General features: G+C 60.8%; 20 protein-coding genes and 1 riboswitch. Of the genes, 1 reads left to right on the top strand and 19 read right to left on the bottom strand.

The genetic code is table 11. The annotated features are described in order from the left end of the window. Positions 1-143: 143 nt before the first annotated feature. The gene (gene secA / locus HMPREF9334_RS05130) at positions 144-2,789 is read right to left on the bottom strand and encodes a preprotein translocase subunit SecA (RefSeq protein WP_006692440.1); all 2,646 of its coding nucleotides are present in this window, start codon (positions 2,787-2,789) and stop codon (positions 144-146) included. 147 nt (positions 2,790-2,936) lie between these two features. After that, positions 2,937-3,851, bottom strand: a complete 915-nt coding sequence (locus HMPREF9334_RS05125; RefSeq protein ID WP_006692439.1) for a LysR family transcriptional regulator — start codon at positions 3,849-3,851, stop codon at positions 2,937-2,939. Positions 3,852-4,095: 244 nt separating this feature from the next. Here HMPREF9334_RS05125 and HMPREF9334_RS12300 point away from each other — a divergent pair, with 244 nt between their 5' ends. After that, positions 4,096-4,260 (top strand): hypothetical protein, encoded by a 165-nt coding sequence (locus tag HMPREF9334_RS12300; protein WP_006692438.1) that lies wholly within the window; start codon positions 4,096-4,098, stop codon positions 4,258-4,260. A 490-nt stretch (positions 4,261-4,750) separates the two neighbouring features. Here the strand turns inward: HMPREF9334_RS12300 and hypE are convergent, their stop codons facing one another. The 17 genes from hypE to pfkA all read right to left on the bottom strand — a co-directional run bounded on the left by hypE (position 4,751) and on the right by pfkA (position 21,248). Then, the gene (gene hypE / locus HMPREF9334_RS05115; RefSeq protein ID WP_006692437.1) at positions 4,751-5,758 is read right to left on the bottom strand and encodes a hydrogenase expression/formation protein HypE; all 1,008 of its coding nucleotides are present in this window, start codon (positions 5,756-5,758) and stop codon (positions 4,751-4,753) included. After that, entirely contained in the window at positions 5,748-6,857 is a 1,110-nt protein-coding gene (gene hypD / locus HMPREF9334_RS05110; protein ID WP_006692436.1) for a hydrogenase formation protein HypD, read from the bottom strand. Before hypD ends, hypE begins: the two co-directional genes overlap by 11 nt. Continuing rightward, positions 6,854-7,093, bottom strand: coding sequence for a HypC/HybG/HupF family hydrogenase formation chaperone (locus HMPREF9334_RS05105; protein WP_006692435.1), 240 nt, complete (start codon positions 7,091-7,093; stop codon positions 6,854-6,856). The genes hypD and HMPREF9334_RS05105 overlap by 4 nt, the downstream gene beginning before the upstream one ends. 397 nt (positions 7,094-7,490) lie before the next feature. After that, positions 7,491-9,818 carry a carbamoyltransferase HypF gene (gene hypF / locus HMPREF9334_RS05100; RefSeq protein ID WP_006692434.1) on the bottom strand — a complete coding sequence of 776 codons (2,328 nt, stop codon included), beginning with the start codon at positions 9,816-9,818 and terminating at the stop codon, positions 7,491-7,493. Further along, complete coding sequence (locus tag HMPREF9334_RS05095) at positions 9,815-10,348, bottom strand: HyaD/HybD family hydrogenase maturation endopeptidase (protein WP_006692433.1); 534 nt, start codon at positions 10,346-10,348, stop codon at positions 9,815-9,817. The genes hypF and HMPREF9334_RS05095 overlap by 4 nt, the downstream gene beginning before the upstream one ends. A gap of 16 nt (positions 10,349-10,364) precedes the next feature. Then, positions 10,365-11,027, bottom strand: a complete 663-nt coding sequence (hypB, locus tag HMPREF9334_RS05090) for a hydrogenase nickel incorporation protein HypB (protein ID WP_006692432.1) — start codon at positions 11,025-11,027, stop codon at positions 10,365-10,367. Positions 11,028-11,029: 2 nt separating this feature from the next. Next, on the bottom strand, positions 11,030-11,368 hold the full coding sequence (gene hypA / locus HMPREF9334_RS05085; RefSeq protein WP_006692431.1) for a hydrogenase maturation nickel metallochaperone HypA: 339 nt from the start codon (positions 11,366-11,368) through the stop codon (positions 11,030-11,032). A gap of 1 nt (position 11,369) precedes the next feature. Next, a complete protein-coding gene (locus HMPREF9334_RS05080; RefSeq protein ID WP_006692430.1) occupies positions 11,370-11,612 on the bottom strand; it encodes a hypothetical protein in 243 nt (80 codons plus the stop codon). A 178-nt stretch (positions 11,613-11,790) separates the two neighbouring features. Beyond that, positions 11,791-12,474, bottom strand: a complete 684-nt coding sequence (cybH, locus tag HMPREF9334_RS05075) for a Ni/Fe-hydrogenase, b-type cytochrome subunit (protein WP_006692429.1) — start codon at positions 12,472-12,474, stop codon at positions 11,791-11,793. Between the two features lie 12 nt (positions 12,475-12,486). Then, positions 12,487-14,400 carry a nickel-dependent hydrogenase large subunit gene (locus HMPREF9334_RS05070; protein ID WP_006692428.1) on the bottom strand — a complete coding sequence of 638 codons (1,914 nt, stop codon included), beginning with the start codon at positions 14,398-14,400 and terminating at the stop codon, positions 12,487-12,489. Further along, on the bottom strand, positions 14,397-15,485 hold the full coding sequence (locus HMPREF9334_RS05065) for a hydrogenase small subunit (protein WP_006692427.1): 1,089 nt from the start codon (positions 15,483-15,485) through the stop codon (positions 14,397-14,399). Before HMPREF9334_RS05065 ends, HMPREF9334_RS05070 begins: the two co-directional genes overlap by 4 nt. Before the next feature lie 255 nt (positions 15,486-15,740). After that, positions 15,741-15,908, bottom strand: a riboswitch (molybdenum cofactor riboswitch). Between the two features lie 76 nt (positions 15,909-15,984). Then, the gene (locus HMPREF9334_RS05060) at positions 15,985-16,761 is read right to left on the bottom strand and encodes a hypothetical protein (RefSeq protein ID WP_006692426.1); all 777 of its coding nucleotides are present in this window, start codon (positions 16,759-16,761) and stop codon (positions 15,985-15,987) included. An 11-nt stretch (positions 16,762-16,772) separates the two neighbouring features. After that, positions 16,773-17,681, bottom strand: a complete 909-nt coding sequence (locus tag HMPREF9334_RS05055) for a M23 family metallopeptidase (protein WP_006692425.1) — start codon at positions 17,679-17,681, stop codon at positions 16,773-16,775. A gap of 211 nt (positions 17,682-17,892) precedes the next feature. Beyond that, positions 17,893-18,414: a DUF4446 family protein gene (locus tag HMPREF9334_RS05050; RefSeq protein WP_006692424.1), complete on the bottom strand. Its 522-nt coding sequence runs from the start codon at positions 18,412-18,414 to the stop codon at positions 17,893-17,895. Between the two features lie 36 nt (positions 18,415-18,450). Then, a complete protein-coding gene (locus tag HMPREF9334_RS05045; protein WP_006692423.1) occupies positions 18,451-19,467 on the bottom strand; it encodes a ParB/RepB/Spo0J family partition protein in 1,017 nt (338 codons plus the stop codon). Further along, entirely contained in the window at positions 19,454-20,218 is a 765-nt protein-coding gene (locus HMPREF9334_RS05040; RefSeq protein ID WP_006692422.1) for a ParA family protein, read from the bottom strand. Before HMPREF9334_RS05040 ends, HMPREF9334_RS05045 begins: the two co-directional genes overlap by 14 nt. A gap of 67 nt (positions 20,219-20,285) precedes the next feature. Then, the gene (gene pfkA / locus HMPREF9334_RS05035; protein WP_006692421.1) at positions 20,286-21,248 is read right to left on the bottom strand and encodes a 6-phosphofructokinase; all 963 of its coding nucleotides are present in this window, start codon (positions 21,246-21,248) and stop codon (positions 20,286-20,288) included. Positions 21,249-21,274 lie beyond the last annotated feature (26 nt).

The raw sequence follows: 21,274 nt of genomic DNA, 5'->3' as shown, positions 1-21,274 counted from the left end.
TTCCTGTTCAACGTGATGTAACAACGAACCGTTCAAAGCGCCCCCACCGGCTCACTCCGTTCGCCACCTCCCCCGTACCGACGAGGGAGGCTTTGGGCGCGAAGGGAACGATGTATTGTCCAAAAGCGAATCCTAGTCTATCCCTACTTATCCTTCCCGTGGCAGTTCTTATACTTCTTGCCGCTGCCGCAGGGACACGGGTCGTTGCGCCCGACCTTCTTGCCGTCCTCGTCCTTCTTCGCCGACTTTGCCTCGGCGGGAACAGACTCGTCGCCGTGCGAGGCACGTGCGGTCGAGAGGTGATCCTCGAGCTTTGACCGCTCGTGTGCGAGCAGCTGCTCTGCGCGGCGCTGTGCGCCCTCATCCATGACGGGTGCGGGACGCGGCGTGCCATCCTCCGCCACAGGAGCAGCGGGCGGCGCAGACTGCGGGGTCACGATGCTCACATGGTACATGAGCGAGGCGATCTGATCCATGATGGATGCCTCCATCTCCTCGAACATCGTGAGAGCCTCAATCTTATACTCGACAAGAGGATTGCGTTGTCCATACGCGCGCAGGTTGATCCCCTCACGCAACATATCCATATGATCGAGGTGATCCATCCATTTCTGATCGACGACGCGGAGCATGACGACCTTCTCCAGCTCGCGCATATTCTCCTCGCCGAACATCAGCTCACGGTTCTTGTACCCCTCCTCGGCGACCTTTTCGAGCTCCTCCTGGATCTCGTCGCGCGCGAGTGCTTCGAGTTCCGCTTTTTTCAAGCGTCCCGCAGGTGCGTACACCTTCTCCGCGTCCTCGATGAGCGCGTCCAGCTGCCACTCCTCGGGGTAGAGCTTCTCGTTCGCGTACTGCGTCATCTCGTCCTTGATGATGTGCTTCACCATCGCAAGGATGTTCTCGCGCAGGTTCTCCCCCTTGAGGATCTTCCTGCGCTCACCGTAGATGACCTCGCGCTGCTGATTCATGACATCGTCGTACTCGAGGACGTGCTTGCGGATGTCGAAGTTGCGCGCCTCGACCTTCTTCTGTGCGTGCTCGATGGAGCGCGTGATGATCGCGTGCTCGATCGGCTCGTCCTCCTCCATTCCGAGGCGGTCCATGATGCCCGCGATGCGGTCGGAGGCAAACAGGCGCATCAGATCGTCCTCGAGCGAGAGGAAGAACTTCGACGCGCCGGGGTCGCCCTGACGCCCCGAACGTCCGCGCAGCTGATTGTCAATGCGCCGCGATTCGTGGCGTTCTGTACCGACAATGTAGAGTCCGCCAAGTGCCTCAACGCCCTCGCCGAGCTTAATGTCCGTGCCGCGTCCCGCCATATTCGTGGCGATGGTAACCGCGCCCTTTTGCCCCGCATTTGCGACAATCTCCGCTTCCTTTTCGTGGAACTTCGCATTCAGAACGACGTGCGGAATGCCGTTTTTCTTGAGGACGTTCGACATCTCCTCGGACTGCGTAATCGAGGTCGTACCGATGAGGATCGGCTGCCCCGTCTCGTGGATCTCCTTGACGGCTCTGCCGACGGCGCGGTACTTCGCCGCCTTCGTCTTGTAGATGACATCCGGCTCGTCGATGCGCTGCACGGGCTTGTTCGTCGGGATGACGATGACGGGCAAATTGTAGATCTTGAGGAACTCATTCTCCTCGGTCTTTGCCGTGCCCGTCATGCCCGCGAGCTTGTCGTACATGCGGAAGTAGTTCTGGAAGGTGATGCTCGCGAGGGTCTGCGACTCGCGCTGGATCTTCACGCCCTCCTTCGCCTCGATCGCCTGATGAAGCCCGTCGGAGTAGCGACGGCCCTCCATCAGTCGACCTGTGAACTCATCCACGATGACGATCTCGTCGTTCCGCACGACATAGTCGCGGTCGCGGTGCATCAGTGCCTTCGCACGCAGTGCCGCCGTGAAGCAGTGCGAGAGCTCGATGTTCTCGGGGGCGTAGAGGTTCGTGATGCCGACGATTTTTTCAATTTTGGGTACGGCAGAGTCGGCGGGCGCGACGGTCTTCTGCTTCTCGTCGACTGTGTAGTCCTCGCCCTCCTTCAGGTGGCGCACCGCCTCCGCCATGACGCGGTAGTTGTCCGTGGACTTCGTGCCCGGTCCCGAGATGATGAGCGGCGTGCGCGCCTCGTCGATGAGGATGGAGTCCACCTCGTCCACGATGGCGTAGTGCAGCGGACGCTGCACCATCTGCGCCTCGGAGAGTACCATGTTGTCGCGCAGGTAGTCAAAGCCGAACTCGTTGTTCGTGCCGAACGTCACGTCTGCCGCATACGCCGCCTTGCGCTCGGGGAAATCCATGTTGTGCGCGATGAGCCCGACCGAAAGTCCGAGGTAGCGATAGAGCTTGCCCATCCACTCGCTGTCGCGGCGTGCGAGGTAGTCATTGACCGTGACGACGTGGACCCCCTTGCCCTCCAGCGCGTTCAGATAGACCGCTGTCGTCGCGACGAGGGTCTTGCCTTCGCCCGTACGCATCTCTGCAATCCGCCCCTCGTGGAGACAGATGCCGCCGATCATCTGCACGTCAAAATGCCGCATACCGAGCACGCGGCGCGAGGTCTCGCGCACGACGGCAAACGCCTCTGGCAGGATCTCCTCCATCGTCACGCCCTCTGCGAGCTGCTCGCGAAATTTGCGCGTGTAACCCGTGAGTTTGTCATCCGTGAGGTTCATCATCGTTGGCTCGAGCGCGTTGATCTGCTCAACAATGCCACGGTAGCGGGCAATCTCCTTGTCATTGTTGTCGCCAAGGAAGCGTTTGAGAATCGAAGATATTCCGAACAAGTAGTTTCACACTCCTATGTCTGTGCTGTGGATCTATGATAATAGCGCACGCAAAAAAACCTGCGCCAAGACAGTATTCGTTTCATTATAACACAAAGCCCCCGCCTTTGCATACTAAATGTTGCAAGGGCGGGGTGGGGCGATAAGTCATCTGTCACCGTGCGGGGTCTTCTTCCCGCCTCCGAGCAGTTCCTTTGTCAAACCGCGCAGGTAGTTCATGACGAGCCGCACGTCGTCGAAGGTCTGGCGTCCCTTCTTTGTGACGAGGCCGCTGTTAATAAAGATGGGATCAATCAGCGGGATCTGGACGAAGTTGTCCGTCGGCAGCACGGACGGCCGCGCGAGGAAGGTCGAGCCGATACCTGCGTGCACGAGGTTCTTGACGGTATGGAGGTAGGGCGAGTAATGGACGACGTTCGGCTTTTCGCCCGCGCGCCCATAGGCATCCTGCACAAGGCGATCGACGAAGAAATTGCTGTCGAGCATGATGAGCGGCTCATCCCTGAGATCCGTGATGCTGAGCGAATGCCGCTCCGCAAAGGGGTGATCCGTTCGCGTGACAAAGGTGCACTCGCAGTCAAAGAGCTTTGCGTACGTCAGGCGTGCACTGAAATCGACGGTGTAGTTCGTCAGGGCAAAGTCGAGCTTTTCCTCCTCAACCATCTGCAGGGCGCTCACGCCGCCCGTCTCGATGATCTCGAGGTCGATCTCGGGGTGCTCGCGGCGAAAGTCGCCGAGAATATGCGGCAGGAAGACGACGCCAAGCTGCAGCGGCATCGCAATCCGCACCTTCGCGTGGCGGTGCGCCATGTCGCGAATCTCATCGTCGAGACGTGCGACCTCCGTGAGGATGTAGGAGACCTTGCCGAGAAGTTTCGCCCCGTCCGTCGTCACCGTAATCTTACGCCCCTCGCGGTGGAACAAGTTCAGCCCCGTCTCCGCCTCAAGTGCCTGCATGGCGACGGTAACGGTCGGCTGTGAGACGTGCAGGTGCTCCGCCGCCTTCGTGATGTTCTGCCACTGACAGACCTCGTAGAAATACCGCATCTGAACCAACGTCATCCGACTCATCTCCCAACTCATACTACTCACTCACCCTATTCACAAGAACTATTCCGTTATTAGTTTACTATATATTGGGTGTGCTGAACAGCGCAAATGTCACAGTCAAATAAAAAAATTTTATAGTTTCTCTCTATCGTTTTATCAAAAAGGAATATTTTTCAGGGGCGAAAAAAAGTGCTACATTACAGGCAGTTAAATACGTGCTGCGGCACAGACATATAGATAGAAAAGGGGAATTATCATGGCAGTCTATTTTGCAGATGCGGTGGAACAGTTCGTCAAGGATATACTCGAGGCGAATGCGGACAATCTCAAGGCGTTCGAGACGAAGCCGGGCGTGTACGCCAACGTCGACCCGGACACACACCACGAGGTTGAGATCCCCGACGTGCATCTCACGAAGTAATACAGCTTACTATCATCCCACTACAGATAGATAAGGGAAGAATCGGGGAGAAAGGCTAGGTTCTCAGCGATTCTTCAAGAAAAAAAGCGGGCGGCTGACCACTACCCGCTTTTTTCGTGCGTAGAAAACAGGGCACGCAATGATCGGCTTCCCCCGCCGAAGCGGGGGAAGTGGCACGCCATAGGCGTGACGATAGGGGCGCTTGTGGCTATTGCGACTCTCTGACGGTAGATAGCCTATGTCGTTCATGGCGCCCCTTCCACCATGCTGCGCATGGTCCCCCTCCCCCGTGTCGCACGGGGGAGGCTTCTAGGGAATCGCTGATAAAATGAAGTCCGTCAGATTGGCGTAGATTTTTCGTCCGAACAAGGAGGCAAACCGGACGCATAGCCAAAGCTATGTGGAGGATTTGCCGACGAAGTGCGGGCAAAAAAGATGCGTCAAGATGGCGCGGCTGAATTTATCAGTGCTTCCCTAGGTAGGTCCCCTCTCAGCAAATGCGCGGCACAAGCTCTCCGAGCGGCAGATCTACGACACGGATGCCGCCGAGTGCGGTACGCAGCCCGACCGATCCGGGTGCTTCCGCCGTCGTGTGTCCGATGACACACGCCGCGCGTCCATGCGGATCGGCGTGCATCACCGCGAGTACGCGCTCTGTGTCTTCGGGCGGGACAAAGGCGAGAAGCTTCCCCTCGTTCGCGAGTGTGAGCGGGTCGAATCCGAGGATGACACAGACCCCCTCCACGGCGGGATGCACGGGAATCGCAGCCTCGTCCAGTAGGATGCCGACACCCGCCGCATCCGCCAGTTCGTTCAGCGATGCCGCCACACCGCCGCGCGTTGGGTCACGCAAGACGGCGATGGACGGCGCCGCCGCGAGCATCGCCGCCGTCAGATGGCAGAGCGGCGCACTGTCGCTCATGATCTCGGGCGGCAGCGTCAGATTGTGCCGTGCCGCCATGACCGTAGCCGCATGGTCGCCGAGCGTACCCGAGACGATGATGTCCATGCCCGCCTTGATGTTCGTCGGAGCGATGTCCACACCCTCGATCAGCTCTCCAACACCCGCCGTGTTGATGTAGATGCCGTCGCCGCAGCCGCGCGGCACGACCTTCGTATCCCCCGTGACGATGAGAACGCCCGCCTCCTCCGCTGCCGTGCGGATGTCGCGCACAATGCGGCGCAGGGTCTCCATCGGGAAGCCCTCCTCGAGGATCACGGCGAGCGAGAGCCAGCGCGGCACAGCGCCCGTCATCGCGAGATCGTTGACCGTCCCACAGACCGCGAGCCGACCGATGCTGCCGCCGGGGAAGAAATGCGGCTGCACAACATAGGAATCCGTGGTAAACGCAACACGTCCCGCACTCGGCAGGATGGCACCGTCATGCAGCGTATTGAGGATCGTATTTCCGAGCTCCGGCAGCACGACCTCCTCCATCAGCGCGTGCCCCGCCTGTCCGCCCGCGCCGTGCGCGAGTGTGATGACCTCATGCTCCATAGCGGAATTTTCCTCCTCCGTATTTGTACCATGCGGCACACGTTCCCTCGACCGACACCATGCATGGGCCGATCGCGTGCTCCGGCACACATGCCCTGCCAAAGAGTGCGCAGTCGCGCGGCACGATTGCACCACGCAGCACCTCGCCGCAGCGGCATCCGTTCCGCCCATCCCCGACCGCCGCAAGTGTAAGCGGACGCACGCGGGCAAAGTCAAACGCCGCATATTCCTCCCGCATCACGAGCCCCGAGGCGGGAATCTCCCCCAGCCCCCGCCAGCGCACCGCCGCAGGTTCGTAGACACGGTCGATTGCCGCACGCGCGACCGGATTGCCCTCCCGCCGCACAACCGTCTCGTAGGCATTCTCAATGTGCGCCTCACCTGCACCGATCTGACGCACGATCATCTGCAGGGCACGCAAGATCTCAAGCGGCTCAAAACCGCCCACAACGCCGGGGATATGGTAGTCCTGCGTGAGGAAAGCAAAGGCATCCGTCCCCGTCACCACCGAGACGTGTCCCGGCAGGAGGAAGCCGTCGACGTGCGTCTCCCCGCCATCGAGGAGCGCACGCATCACGGGCGGGACGAGCTTTTGTGCGGACAGCAAAAAGAAGTTCCTGAGCCCCTGCGCCTCTGCCGCGAGCACCGCCGCAGCCTCGGTCGGGGCGGTCGTCTCGAAGCCGACGGCAAGGAATACAACCTGCTTGCTCGGGTTTCCTGCTGCGACCGTGAGCGCATCGAGCGGCGAGTAGACGATACGGACATCCGCACCCTGCGCCTGCGCCTCGGCGAGGCTTGCATGCGTGCCCGGCACCTTCAGCATATCGCCGAACGTCGTGATGATGACATCCGCCATCCCCGCATACGCAATCGCCGCGTCGATGTAGTCGTCCGCCGTCACGCAGACAGGGCAGCCGGGTCCCGAGACCAGCTCGATGCCCTCGGGCAGAATCTGCCGCAGTCCCGCGCGGAAAATCGCAACCGTGTGCGTGCCGCACACCTCCATGATACGGATGCTCCCACCCCGTGCCGCTAGAATGCGGCGCAGATCCGCAACGATCTCCGAGGCAGCCTGCCGTGTGTCCTGTGCGCTCCTCATGGGATGCTCTCCACCGTACGCGGCGCACCGTGCATCTCCGCCCGCAGAGCCTCGATGCGCTCCGCCTCCTCATTATCAACAATCTGCATCGCAAAGCCCGCGTGGACGAGCACATAGTCCCCCACCGCCGCCTCGGGCAGCAGCATGAGACTTGCCGCGCGGCGCACCCCGCTCACCTCCACCGAGGCAAGCTGATCCTGTATGTCAACGATTTTTGCAGGAACTGCTAAACACATAGTTTCTCCTCTAAATCTTGTTGGATTCCATCTCTATCAAAACGTATCCCTGCGCGTTCAAAGCGCCCCTACCGTCACGCTGGCGCGTGCCACCCCCCCGTAGCCACGGGGGAGGCTTTTGGTTATGCTGTAGACTGGCGCAAGCAGTGCGATGCTCCGTAGCAAACCCTAGTGGAGCAAGCGGAAACAAATGTGCGTTCTGCCCCCTGCGGATTTTAACCGTTCAAGCGAAGCGCGTTTGGAATCCGCAGGTATTTAGGCAGATAAGCACATGACCGCTTGCGTAACGAGGGTTCTGCGAGGAGCACGCACTGCGCACATACACACGAACACTTGCGCAACTAAGCGTTCGCGACGGGCACGCACAAAGGCTAATCAAAAACTCCAATCACCTTTATCATCCCATCCGTGCGAGTGCCGCCGCCGCCTGCCCATACGCAATGCCGCCATCGTTCGGCGGGGCATTGTGCGGCAGGAGCACACGGAAATCGCCGAGACGCGTGAGCAGATTCTCCAGCAGCAGCGCATTCTGGAACACACCACCCGAGAGCGCCGCCGTGCGAAGTCCCGTCCGCGTCGCCAGAATGCCGAGCATCTCCGCGACCGCCGCCGCCATCGTCACATGGAAGTCAAGCGCACGTCCCGCACGCTCCTCCGCCGTCAGTCGCTCCGCACCGTCCGCGAGCGCGCACAGCACAGGCAGAAAGTCCACTGTCATCGGCACAGACGCGCAGTTCATACGATACGGCAGCACAACGCCCGCCCGCTGTGCGCGCCGCGCACAGAGTTCCAGTCCGATTGCCGCCTGTCCCTCGTACACATTTACGCGGCAAATGTCGAGCAGTGCCGCCGCCGCATCGAAGATCCGCCCCGCGCTCGAGGTTAGCGGTGCATTCACCCCCGCCGTCGTCGCCTGCATCAGCAGTTCCCATCCTGTCGGAAGCTCCGCCGCGAACTGCGGCGCATATTTTTCCAAATCCCCGCCGTACATCCCGTGGAGCACCCACAGCGCGAGCCGCCACGGCTCCCCTGCCGCACGGTCGCCGCCCGGCAGGGGCAGATACACAAAATGCGCCAACCGCTCATAGTCCGCGAGATCGGCAGCCATAAACTCCCCGCCCCACGAAGCACCGTCATCGCCGTACCCCGTCCCGTCGAGCGCGACACCGAGCACGTGCTCATGACAGGCGTGTTCGGCGAGCACCGCAGCAATGTGCGCGTGATGGTGCTGCACGCGCACGAGCGGCAATCCCTCCCGTGCGGCACGCGCCGCCATGTACTGTCCCGAGAGATAGGCAGGATGGAGGTCTGCCGCAAGCACCTCCGGCCGTACCTCAAAGAACTGCTCGTAGTGTGCAATGGTCGCTTCATACGACGCGAGCACAGAACGCTCCATCAGATCGCCGATATGCTCGCTCAGAAACGCCTCCGCCCCGCGCGTCAGACAGAACGTATTCTTCAGCTCCGCCCCGGCCGCAAGCACCGCCCGCTCCTTTGCAAACGGCAGCGCAAGCGGCATTGGTGCAAAGCCACGGCTGCGGCGGATCATCTGCCGTCCGCCCGCCGTCATGCGCATCACCGAATCGTCAACGCGGTGCACGATCTCCCGATTGTGCACGAGAATCGCATCCGCAATTCCCGCAAGCCCCCGCACGGCAACATCATCCTCGCACATCATCGGTGCACCGCTGAGGTTCGCACTCGTCATCACCCAGAGGTCGTTTGCCGCAAGCAAAAGCAGATGCACGGGGGCATACGGAAGCAGCACGCCGAGGTACGCATTCCCCGGCGCAACGCTCTGTGCGACAGCATCCGACGCATCCGCGCACCGATGGAGCAGCACAATCGGCGCGGCAGGAGACATGAGCCACCGCTCCTCCTCATCGGAGACGACGCACAGCGACCGCACCAGTTCCATCGACCCCGCCATCACGGCGAGGGCCTTCGCCTCGCGGTGCTTCCTCGCTCGTAGGCGGCGCACCGCTGCGTCACTGCGCGCATCGCACGCCAGATGATAGCCGCCGATGCCCTTGACCGCAACAATGCCGCCCGCCGCGACAATCTCCCGCGCCCGCGCGAACGGATCGCCCTCCTGCGCCGCCCCATCGACAAGGAGACGGTAGGCGGGGCCGCACACCGCGCACGCATTCGGCTGGGCGTGAAAGCGACGGTCGGCGGGGTCATCGTACTCGCGCTGGCACGCAGGACACATCCGAAACGGTGCCATCGAGGTCAGCGGACGGTCATAGGGAACACCGCGAATGATCGAGTAGCGCGGACCGCAGTTCGTACAGTTCGTAAAGGCGTAGCCGTACCGCCTGTTTTCAGCGGACAAAATCTCACGGCGGCAGTCCGCACAGACCGCAAGGTCGGGTGAGACAAGCGTCCGCGCGACCGTTCCCGCAGGGCTCGGCAGGATCTGAAAGCCCTGCTCCCCCGTCGGCGAGAGCTCCTCAAATGTCACAACAATTACGGATGCCGCAAGCGGAGCCTCCGCGCACACGTCCTCTGCAAACGCATCGAGAGCCGCCGCCGTCCCCTCCGCCTCGATGCCGACACCCGCGCTGTCGTTCCACACGCATCCCGCCAGTCCATACCGCACGGCAAGCCGATAGACAAAGGGGCGGAACCCCACGCCCTGCACAATCCCTGAGACACGAAAAGCGCGCCTTGCACGCGCGCCTCCCGCAGGATGTATGGAATCGCCGCCCTGATGCGCACTCATGCGCTCTGCCGGCTCTGTTTCGAACGCTCTGCGGGAACAATACCCCAGCGCACCAGCTCCTCCACCGCACGATGTGCAAAGCGCGGCAGTGCCGCCGCCATCTCCGGACTGAGCGAGAGCCCCGCCGTCACCTCGTACGGCTGCATCCCGAGCACAACGACGTTTGGAATCGCCCGCTCCGTCACCGTCAGCCACGCGAGCACATCCTGAATCCCGATTTCATGTGAAGACATCTTTTCCTGAAAATGCGCCATCACCGCGTCGTCCTCAAAGCGGTAGACCGTGCCCGCAGGTGCGTCGCCCGCGACCGCATCGAGGATGAGCAGCTTCTCTGTCCCCGTGACGAAATGCAGCAGCTCGGGGCCGAGCGTCCCGCCGTCGAGCAGACGGACATCGTGTGGAAAGTGGAAGTGCTCCTCCAGATACTCCACGGCACGCACGCCAAAGCCCTCGTCCCGCAAAATAATATTGCCGATCCCGAGCACCGTCACGGGCGCCACCGCAACCAACTGGTCATCGATCACGCTCATCGCCTTCCTCCTATTGTCACGCCTGTTTCTTCTTCGCCCGCACCTGCGCGCGCAGCCAGTCATACCACGCTGAGAGCCCCTCACCCGTACGGCACGAGACGGGCATCACGGCAATGCCGGGATGGAGTGCCGTGATGTCGCGCTCCGCCGCCTCCATATCGAAATTCGTATAGGGCAGAATGTCCACCTTGTTGAGGAGAGCCACCGCCGACTCCTTGAAAATGAGCGGGTACTTCAGCGGCTTGTCGTCGCCCTCCGTGATGCTGAGCGCGACCGCCTTTGCATCCTCGCCGAGCGCAAACTCGGCGGGACAGACAAGGTTGCCGACATTTTCAATCACGAGGAGGTCGAGCGCGGACAAATCCAGTTTCCCAAGTGCCGCCGCGACCATCGCCGCATCCAGATGACAGCCGCCGCTCGTATTGATCTGCACGACAGGTGCACCGCAGCGTTCGATGCGCGCCGCATCCTTCGTCGTGAAGAGATCCCCCTCGATGACCGCCATGCGCAGCTCCCCGCCGAGTGCCGCGAGTGTCTGCTCGAGCAGCGAGGTCTTGCCGCAGCCGGGCGAGCCGAGGAGATTCAGCGCGTAGATGCCATGCCGCGCAAAGAGTGCCGCGTTCTCCGCCGCCGCCGCCTCGTTCTGTCCGAGGATGTCCGCCTTTACAACTACCTTCATACCTATTCCATCTCTATATAGTCAACGCGCATCTCGCGCCCATGCGTGAACTCCATCCCGCCGCCGCAGTCGGGGCAGAGGTAGTCCTGCGGGCGCAGCGCGCGTTCTTTGCCGCAGTCGTGGCAGCGTCCCGCAAGGGGGATGCGCGTCCACGTCAGTGCCGCTGTCTCCGCCATTGTCCCGCGCACGAGCGTCCGAAAGGCAAGCGTCAGCGCCTCCGTCTCCACCCCCGAGAGCTCCCCGAGGAGGAGGTGGATGCGCTCGATGCGCTGCGCATCATTGTCCCGCGCGTGCGTGAGGGCGATGTCAAGGATGCCCTCGGCAATCGCCATCTCGTGCATCCTACAGCTCCGCCGTCAGACCGTGTGCAGCAAAGGTGCTGATGAGTTCCGTCATCTTCGTCTTTGCCGGATCATAGTCCACCGTCGTCTCACCGTCGTGCGTGTGGATGTGTACATAGAGCACACCCGCAAGGCCGAGCAGAGCCTTCTCCACGGCGGCAGCATTCTCCGCCGTATAGCCCTTGACAAAAAACTGCAAATGCGTTGTACTCTCCGCGAGCCCGCAGCCGCATTCTTTACACATATGTTGCTCCTTTATATTCTAAATAAATGTCTGTTGTATCCGCCACAGGCGCCCCCACCGCCTCGCGGTCCCCCTCCCCCGTCGCGACGGGGGAGGGGGACCGCGAGGCGGTGGAAGGGGCGCTTGTTACTTGCATGGCGAGATTGGCACGGCAAACTGGACAATCGACAATACCGAACTACTCCACATCCTGCGCGTCCGCCGCCGTATGCCGCAGCAGCTTGCTGCCTGCGAACATACTTGAGACCTCCGCCTCGCCCTCCATGAACTCCGCACGGATGACCATGTAGAAATGTCCAATTGCAAAGAGAATGATCGCCCACGCTGCATAGTGATGCACGAAATGCGACATGAACTCATTCCCGAGGACACGGTTCACCCAGCCGAACAGGATGCCGCCGATCGCCGACGGCTCCGTCATGTAGTACATGGCAAAGCCCGTCAGCACCTCGATGGCAACGAGCACATACAGCCCCGCGTACGAAGCGCGTGCAAGCGGGTTGCGCAGGAACGGTGCGTGTGTCGGCTTGATGAGCATGTAGTGCATCGCAACATCGATCGTGTCTCGGTAATACTGCTTTTTCCAGAAATGCGGGAAAAGGCGGTCACCGCGATTGATGATAAAGCCGTAGATGCGTCCGATGAAGCCCGCACAGAACGCAAACGCCGCAATGAAATGGATGTTGCGCACGAGGTTCATCAGGAGCGGCGTATTCGTCGGCTCGGAGGCAAGGATCACGGGCGGCTTCGTAATGAGGAAGCCCGTGATAAAGAGCACGATGATCGCAATGACCATCAGCCAGTGAAAGATGCGCAGGAAGGGGCTAAAGAGGTAGTACTCCTTGCGTACTTCTTGTTTCATGCGGATCGCCCCCTATTCGTCCACGCGCACGCCGGCGTAGGGGTCGGTCGTGACGACGCGGATCTTCTCCCCCTTCGCGTTAAAGAGGTGGGTCGAGCACGCCATGCACGGGTCGAACGAGCGCACCGCCTTCACGATCTCGAGCGGCTTGTCCGCAATCTTCACGGGCGTATCCATCATTGTCATCTCGTATGCGCCGTGTCCCGCCGCATCATCACGCGGGCAGGCGTTCCACGTCGTCGGCACAACCGCTTGATAGTTCGCCACCTTGCCGTCCTTGATGACGACCCAGTGACTGAGCGCGCCGCGCGGCGCCTCGTAGAAGCCAACGCCCTTTGCCTCCTTCGGCCAGGTCGAGGGATCCCACTTCTCGTTGTTCACCACGCGCGTGTCGCCGCTCTTGATGTTCGCGACAAGCTTGTCAAAGAAGAACTTGCTGATCTCCGCCTGCAGCTGCGCATCGAGCGCACGCGCCGCCGTGCGACCGACCGTCGAGGGCAGCCATGCCTCGACGGGAACGCCGAGCACCTTCGTCACCGCGTCGATCTGATCGACAATCATCTGCTCCGCCCACGTGAGGTCGCCGAGCAGCCCCTGCTTTGCCTTCGTGTAGAGCACGATGTAACGCGCGAGCGGGCCGACCTCGCAGAGCTTGCCGCGCCATTTCGGGGTCTTGAGCCACGAGTATTTACCCTGCTCGTTCAGAGCCTTCCACTCCGTCTTCGTGCCTTCCTTCGGCTCCGTATAGTGCGGCTTCGTCTCGCCCTCCCACGGATGCAGCCCCTTGCTGTCTCCGCCGCTGTACTCGTACCAGCCGTGCTCGACGCTCTCGCTGATGACCTCGGGGTCGGAGACATCCTCCATCTTAAAGTCATAGACCTTTGCCTGCATCACGCCGCCCGCAAAGTTCTCGACAACGCCGTTGCAGCGCACGAGCAGATCCTTGAAGAAATCGCCGTTCGTCGCGCCGCTGAACGGCTCCTGCGGGAACATGCCGAACGCGAGCACGCGCTCCTTCGCAAGGCCGCCGCCCGAGACATAGCCCTTCTGCACATACAGATGCCCGATGGCGAGCACATCCGGCAGGTAGTAGTCATTCATCATGTGACGCGCGGACTGGATCGAGCGGTCAACAATTGCCAGGCGTGCCGTGTTGATCGGCGCATTGCCGTCCTCCATCGAGATGGAGCAGGGCATGCCGCCAAGGCAATAGTGCGGGTGCGGGTTCTTGCCGCCGAAGACGACGTGCGGCACGACGAGATCCTTCTGCTTGTCCAGCATCTCAAGGTAGTGTGAAATCGCCATCAGATGCACCTCGGGCGGCAGCATCTGATAGTCGGGGTGATCCCACCACTGCGCGGAGAAAATACCGAGCTGGCCGCTCTCCACGATCTTCTGCACCTTCGCCTTGATCGCCGCATAATACTCGGGGTTCGATACGGGTACGTCGTGCGGGTATGCCTCCGTCTCGAGCCCCGCAGGGCCGCGGAAGGGCAGACGATAGGTTGCGAGCACCGTGTTCTGGAGTGCCGCCGTCGCCGCAGGATCCGCCTTGAGCGCCTCGAGCGGACTGACCCAGTCGAGGGCATGCAGATGATAGAAATGAATGATGTGGTCCTGATGGCCGAGACACGCCGCGATGATGTTGCGAATGTAGTGTGCGTTCTTCGGAATGGTGATACCGAACGCATCCTCCACGGCACGCAGGCAGCCGAGCGCATGGGACGACGTGCAGACGCCGCAGATGCGCTGAATGTATGCCCATGCGTCACGCGGGTCGCGGTCGTTCATGACGAGCTCAAGGCCGCGCCATGCCGTACCGGAGGAGATGGCATCCGTGACCTTACCCGTCGTCTCATCCACCTGGATCTCGACGCGCAGATGTCCCTCAATGCGCGTAATCGGGTCGACAACAACGTGTTTCATTCATGCACCTGCTTTCCCTCGTTTTCGAGCTGCTTCTCGTGGCATTTCTTCTGTACAAGGCTCGCGCCCGCGTGTGCCGCGACACCGACCGCCGTTGCCACGGCAAGGCCCGCACCGACCATATCCACGTCGATGCCGTCATACTCGGGCAGGCGTTTCGAGAAGGGTGCATCGTCCCAGAAATTTGCATTGCTGCACCCGATACAGGGCGCACCCGACTGAATGGGGTACGACAGCCCCTGATACCAGCGCAGATTTCCGCACGAGTTATACGTCTCAGGTCCTCTGCAGCCGAGGTGATAGAGACACCAGCCCGCCTTTGCACCCGCGTCGTCAAAGCGGTCGGCAAACATGCCCGCATCGAAGAAGGGACGGCGATAGCAGGTGTCGTGGATGCGGTTGCCGTAGAACTGGCGCGGCCGCCCCTCCCCGTCGAGCGGGGGCAGCGTGCCAAAGAGCGCAACGTGCATGACGACGCCCGTCATGACCTCGGGGATCGGCGGGCAGCCGGGCACGGCGATGTAGGGTTTCGCGCCAATGAACGAGCGGATGCCCTTGGACTCCGTCGGATTCGGCGCAGCTGCCTGGATGCCGCCCGCCGTCGCACACGTCCCATAGGCGATGACCGCCTTTGCCCCCTCGGCGACACGCTTGAGCGTATGCGAGAAGGGATGTCCGCCCGACATGCAGGTATACTCGTGCGCGCCCGATGCGACTGCGCCCTCGACCGCGAGGATGTACTCCCCGTGGTACTTTTTGATCGTGGTCTCGAGGTGCTCCTCGAACGGCTCGCCGCAGCCCGCACTCAGGACATGGCTGTACTCGAGCGCGATGCTGTTCAGCACCAGATCGGATGCAAGCGGTGCACCCGAGCGGATGAAGGACTCATCGCAGCCCGTGCACTCGTGCCCATGCAGCCAGATCACGACCGGCAGCGGCTTCGTCTCCGCCGCCTCGACGACCTTTGTCATCATGTCCGTGCTCAGCCCCATCAGGGACGTGAGCGTCACACAGCCCTTCAAAAAGCTGCGGCGGCTCATGCCCTTTGCGAGATAGGCCTCCCACAAACTCTCCCTTTTACTCACATGAATCCTCCTAACCAATACACCATTTATAATTGATAATTATTGCTCATAGTTATAGAAAATTTTTATAATTATACACCCATCCCATCAAAAAAGAAATACACTTTTGTGCAGTACGAAAACTAATTTTGCGTTCGTTTTTTGCATCCAAAAAGGGCTGTCTCCCGCACCCAAAGGCACGACAGACAGCCCCTTAACACAGCCATATACGCCGCATCTGCACATCCTGAAACAGACGCATGAAACAGCCCTGTGACGGCAATTCTGTCGCTTCCTTTTCAATGGGGAGGCGATTCCTCCCGACGGGAAGGCGCGTGCATTTCTGCCCGTACCCTGTGCACATCTTGGGAGAATCCCGCAGCGCAGGCGCAATATCATAGGAATGGTGCCCTTAGATATTTTTGCTCGGAAACGTGAAAGAGCTTTGCAGCTCTTCCTTAATTATTTATTAATTCTAACAGGAAATTGCCGTACTGTCAATATGTGATATCTATTCTCATCATGTGTGTGATTTATTTTTGATGTTCCGTTTCTTCGCCGCCTTCTTCACGGCATCGCGTTCCTTCGCCGCCATCGTGTGCGGGCGGATCTCGGCGGCGTGCCCGTCGCGCGAGCTGTCTGTAATGACGGTATTCTCAGCGTCATAGGCGATGATCTCGTAGGTGCGGATCGTGTTTTTCTTTGTGTCGAGCACGCGGCGCTGGAGTGTGTAGCCGACATTGCGGTACGCTTCGTCGTGCATTGCATTCACGAACTGCGCCTTGCCGAGATCGTTGTAGAGGATGAGCTGCCAGTAGGATATGCTCCCATCGCTGTTGCGCTGCATCTTCGCGCGGTCAAAGAACCAGCCGCGCCGCTCGTCGCCCTCGATAAAGACCCAGTCGCCGTCCGCGAGCGTCACGGGTTCGATCGCCGTCGCCGCGCCGTAGGCAGCATCGTCGGATGCCACGGGAGCAATGCCGATCCCGTGCCCACCGTCCTGCGGTGCGGACTGCTCCACGACGGCATCCTTTTTCACCGTCCCCTCATCGGTGGGATGAGCGGTGGCGGCTGCCGCGCCCGAGCCGACAGGCTCATCGCCCAGCTCGTCCATCTCCTCGTCCAGGACGCTCTCCTCGTCCGATGTACGCGCGCGTGTATGCGCTTCTGCGGGCGCGGTGCTCCCGTGGTGCTCCTGCGCCGTCATGACCTCGTGGATGTCCTTCTTCTCCGCGCTCACGCCCCATGCAGGCAGGAGAAAAAGTCCTGCGGCAATCATACAAATGAAGGATTTCATAGCATTCTCCCTTATAAATATCCTGCGGGGTTGACGGGCTGCCCATCAACGCGCACCTCGTAGTGAACATGGGGTCCCGTAGAGCGTCCCGTCGAGCCGACATAAGCGATGACCTCACCGCGCCGCACCTGCTGTCCAACCGTCACAGCGACGGCGGAAGCGTGCCCGTAGCGCGTCACAATACCGCCGCCGTGATCCACATCGACCATGTTGCCATAGCCGCCGTTCCAGCCCGCCGCCGTGACGACACCGTCAGCGGTCGCAACGATGGGGGCGCCCATATCGGCGGCAATGTCGATCCCCTGATGGAACTCCGTGCCGTTAAAGCGCAACCCGTAGGGCGAGCTGACGTAGCCCGCCGCCGGCCAGATGGAGGGCGTCGTGTGGGGGGCACTGTCCGAGGCATAGGAGGCCGCACCGGGGAACTCCCTGCGCATGGTCTCGGCGAGGAGGTCAATGGACGAGCGGCGCGTACTGAGACGCTCCTCGATCATCTCAAGTGCCTCGGAGAGATCCGCCGTAGTCGGCGTATGCTGCTCGCCCCCCGTCGGCGAGACCGTCCCCTCCTGCACGGTCTCGTCCGCCGCGGCGGGCGGTGCACCGACGATGGCACGCAGCCCGTCCTCGGCGCGGCGGAGGCTGTCAAGATCCTGTTGGAGCGCAGATGCCTTTTTCGACACCTGCAGGATCTGCTCCTGCTGGATGCGGTTCGCCTCGCGCAGCTGTGCCGTCTCGGATGCGTGCATTTCACCGTTCATCAGCGTATAGATGGAGAGCACAGCACCGACAGTGAGGAGGGCAACTACCGCGCCCGCTCCGATGGCGAGCACGCGCAGGGAACGGAGTGAGAGGCGCACCGTGCGCGTCACATCCTCCTCGCTGTCGATGAATTGGATTTTATAGCGTTTTTCTTCGTTCAAGTCGTTCTCCTATGCTATGATGTGTTCCGTTTCCTTCGCCCTATCCTAGCCGAAAAAAATGAAAACCTGCTGAGTTTCAGCAGGTTTTCTTGATATTGGCAGAAGTGCCCCTTCCACCGCTGTGGCGGGGCAGGCTTTTGGATACGGCATATTAGCCTCCCCCGTCGATACGGGGGAGGTGGCGAGCTCTGCGAGCCGGTGGGGGCGCCCTTTAATACTGGATCGGCAGCGGCTGCGCCATTGCCTCACGCAGCACACTCTTTTCCTCATCGGTCAGAGGGTAGTCCGAAGAGCCTCCCTTAATCGGCTTGATGTAGCTGCGCGAGTCTGCCCGCGCGAAGATACTTGAGAAGATTACGCCGTCGTTGTTCGCGTCGAGCATGGCGACAGCATAGCTGAGATCGCCGCCCATGTCCTCGAAGGCGCGGAAACGCACCATCGCAGTGCGTACGAGAGATTTGCGAATGAACTGACGAATGAGTTCGTTCTCCTCAAGGATGCGTGTGTTCGTTGCGGCGACCTGTTCGACCTCGTGGATGTGTTGGATCAGCATCCCCTCGATGTCCTCCGTCTCCGAGCCGCGCATCATCTCACGGTAACGGCTGCTCATCGTCGAGAGGCGCACCATCGTATAAATGACGAGAATCAATAAGACCAGAATGAGCAGCATCGAGGCGAGCAGGAGGGACGCCTCATGTGCCGCAATATAGTTGACAAGATTGTTCAGAAACAATGCTTTTTCCCTTCTTCCCTACATTATTTGGGGTATTCACACCGTAAAGGACTGCGTGGAAATGGCACGCAGTGCCGCGCGCTTGTCCTCCTTTATCGCGCTGTCCGAGCCCGTGAGGAGTGCCAGCAGGCGCTCCAGATCATCTGCGGAGAAATAGCTGATCTCAAGGCGTCCCTTGCCCTGCTCACGGCCCTCCTGTATGCGGACTTTCGTTCCAAGGCTGCGTGTCAGCCGCTCCTCCGCCTCGCGGACAAAGATGTCAGGCGTACGCGCCTTCGCGGGCTGTGTCGCCTTTTTGAGGGCGTTCGGATCTTTGAGAAGGCGCTTTACCAGTGCCTCCGCCCCGCGTGCGGAGAGTTCGTGCTCCTGGATATACTCCGCTGCCTCGCGTTGGAGGGTTTTGCTCTCAAGTGCGAGAAGCGGACGCGTCTGTCCCATGGAGAGGACGCCGTTCGCAATAAATGCCTGCACCTCTTCGGCGAGCCGCAGGAGGCGGACGCTGTTGGCGATCGCCGAGCGGCTGCGTGCCACGCGGCGTGCCAGTTCCTCCTGCGAAAGGCGAAACTTCGTCAGCAGCTGCTCGTAGGCGCGCGCCTCCTCGATGGGATTCAGATCCTCACGCTGGATGTTCTCAATGAGAGCCATCTCCGCCATCTCTGCATCCGATGCCGTACGCACAACCACGGGAACGGTCGCGCGCCCCGCCAGGCGTGCCGCACGAAGGCGGCGCTCGCCCGCGATGAGCTCGTACTTCCCATCGCCGACAGCACGCACGGAGAGCGGCTGGAGGATGCCGTGGCGTGCGATGGACTCGCGGAGTTCCTCCAGTGCCGCCTCATCAAATTCGCGACGGGGCTGGAAACGGTTCGGTACAATCACCTCGACAGAGATTTCGGTCGGGTTCTCGGGCACGGCGGATGCTGCGGGAGAATCTTTCTCCGCCGGCTGCACGTCCGCAGGGATGTCTGTTTTCTTTGTACCCGCAAGGACATTTTTCCCAAGCCCGAGTGCGCCGAGCCCACGCCCGAGGCCGCCCTGTTTAGCTTTCTTCACGCTTCATGACCTCCCTTGCGAGCCCGATGTAGCTCTCTGCACCGCGCGATGTGATGTCATAGGATGTGATGGGCTGTCCAAAGGACGGCGCCTCTGAAAGGCGTACGTTGCGCGGGATCAGCGTCTCGTAAAGTGCCGCACCAAAGACATTTTTCACCTCGTCAACGACCTGCGTTGCAATCCGCGTCCGACCGTCGTACATCGTCATAACAACCCCCTGCACGCCGAGCGCAGGATTTGCGCTCTCCTGCACGAGGCTGATTGTGTTCATCAGCTGCGCAACTCCCTCGAGTGCATAGAACTCACACTGGATTGGAATGAGAACGGAGTGCGCTGCCGCGAGGGCATTCAGAGTGAGGAAGCCGAGGGACGGGGGGCAGTCGATGAAGACGTAGTCGTAGTCGTGCTCCACCTCGGTCAGCGCATCCCTGAGACGTGTCTCGCGCCGCTCCATTCCTGCCAGCTCAACCTCTGCGCCTGCAAGCTCGACGTTCGCGGGCAGGACATCCACGCGGTAATCCGAGTGAACAATCGACTCCCGCATACTGCGCCCCTCGATGAGGACGCGGTAGGTGGTCGACATGAGCATCGTCTTGTCGATGCCAAAGCCGCTCGTCGCATTCCCCTGTGGGTCGATGTCGACGAGCAGGACACGCCGTTTGGCGCGTGCGACAGCAGCGGAGAGATTCACCGCCGTCGTCGTTTTGCCGACGCCGCCCTTCTGACTGGCAATCGCAATGATCTTTGCCACGGGATCATCCTTTCTGCGGGAGTGTTTATTCTGACAATTAGATTTTGCAGGGGGAAAGTGCCCTTTCTTAGAACAGCACCTTCGCCAGATGCAGATAGTCGGGGTCGAGCTTCTTCTTGTTATTCACGGCATCATAGAGGTTAACCGAGACGACGTGTCCCTTGCTGTAGCCGAATACCACACCCGAGAGCCCCGAGATGAGGGCAAGTGCTGCCTGCTCACCGAGCTGGCTCGCGCGTACACGGTCGATGACCGTCGGCGAGCCGCCGCGCTGGATATGCCCGAGTACGGAGACGCGCGTCTCGATATCCGTATGCTTGGCGATGTAGTCGCAGATCTCCTGTCCGCTTGCCGCGCCCTCAGCGACCACGATGAGGATATAGCGTTTGCCGTGCTCATAGGCTCTTGAGAGATCCTTTGTGATCTCCTCGATGTTGAACTCCTCCTCGGGCACAATGATGTACTCCGCACCGCCCGAGATGCCGGAGACGAGTGCCAGCCAGCCGCTGCCGCGCCCCATGACCTCGAGCACGATCACGCGGCGATGTGCCGATGCCGTATCACGCAGTTTATTGATTGCGTCGATGATTGTGTTCGCTGCCGTATCACAGCCAATCGTGTAGTCCATGCCCCAGACATCGTTGTCGATCGTGCCCGGCAGCCCCACAATCGGAAAACCGTATTCCTCCGAGAGCAGCTGCGCGCCGCGCAGGGAACCATCACCACCGATGACACAAAGCCCCTCGATGCCGCGTTTGATGAGATTTTCGTGTCCCTGCCGACGTCCCTCGGGGGTCTGCCAACGCTTGCAGCGTGCCGTTCCGAGGAAGGTGCCGCCGCGCTGGATGATATCGCCCACATCCTTGGACTCGAGTTCCCGCATATCCTCTTCGAGCAGTCCGTGGTAGCCGTCGTTGATGCCCCAGACTTTCACGCCCTCATAGAGCGCCGTGCGTGCAACCGCGCGCGCCGCCGCATTCATCCCCGGGCTGTCTCCCCCGCTCGTCATGATCGCAATACTCTTTAACACGACTTCTTCCTCCCCTACCCATTTAT

The organism is Centipeda infelix ATCC 43532, assembly GCF_000234095.1.
GTDB classification, from domain to species: Bacteria; Bacillota; Negativicutes; order Selenomonadales; family Selenomonadaceae; genus Centipeda; species Centipeda infelix.
The sequence above is the reverse complement of the archived record's forward strand: the minus strand, read 5'-3'. Positions and strand labels throughout refer to the sequence as shown.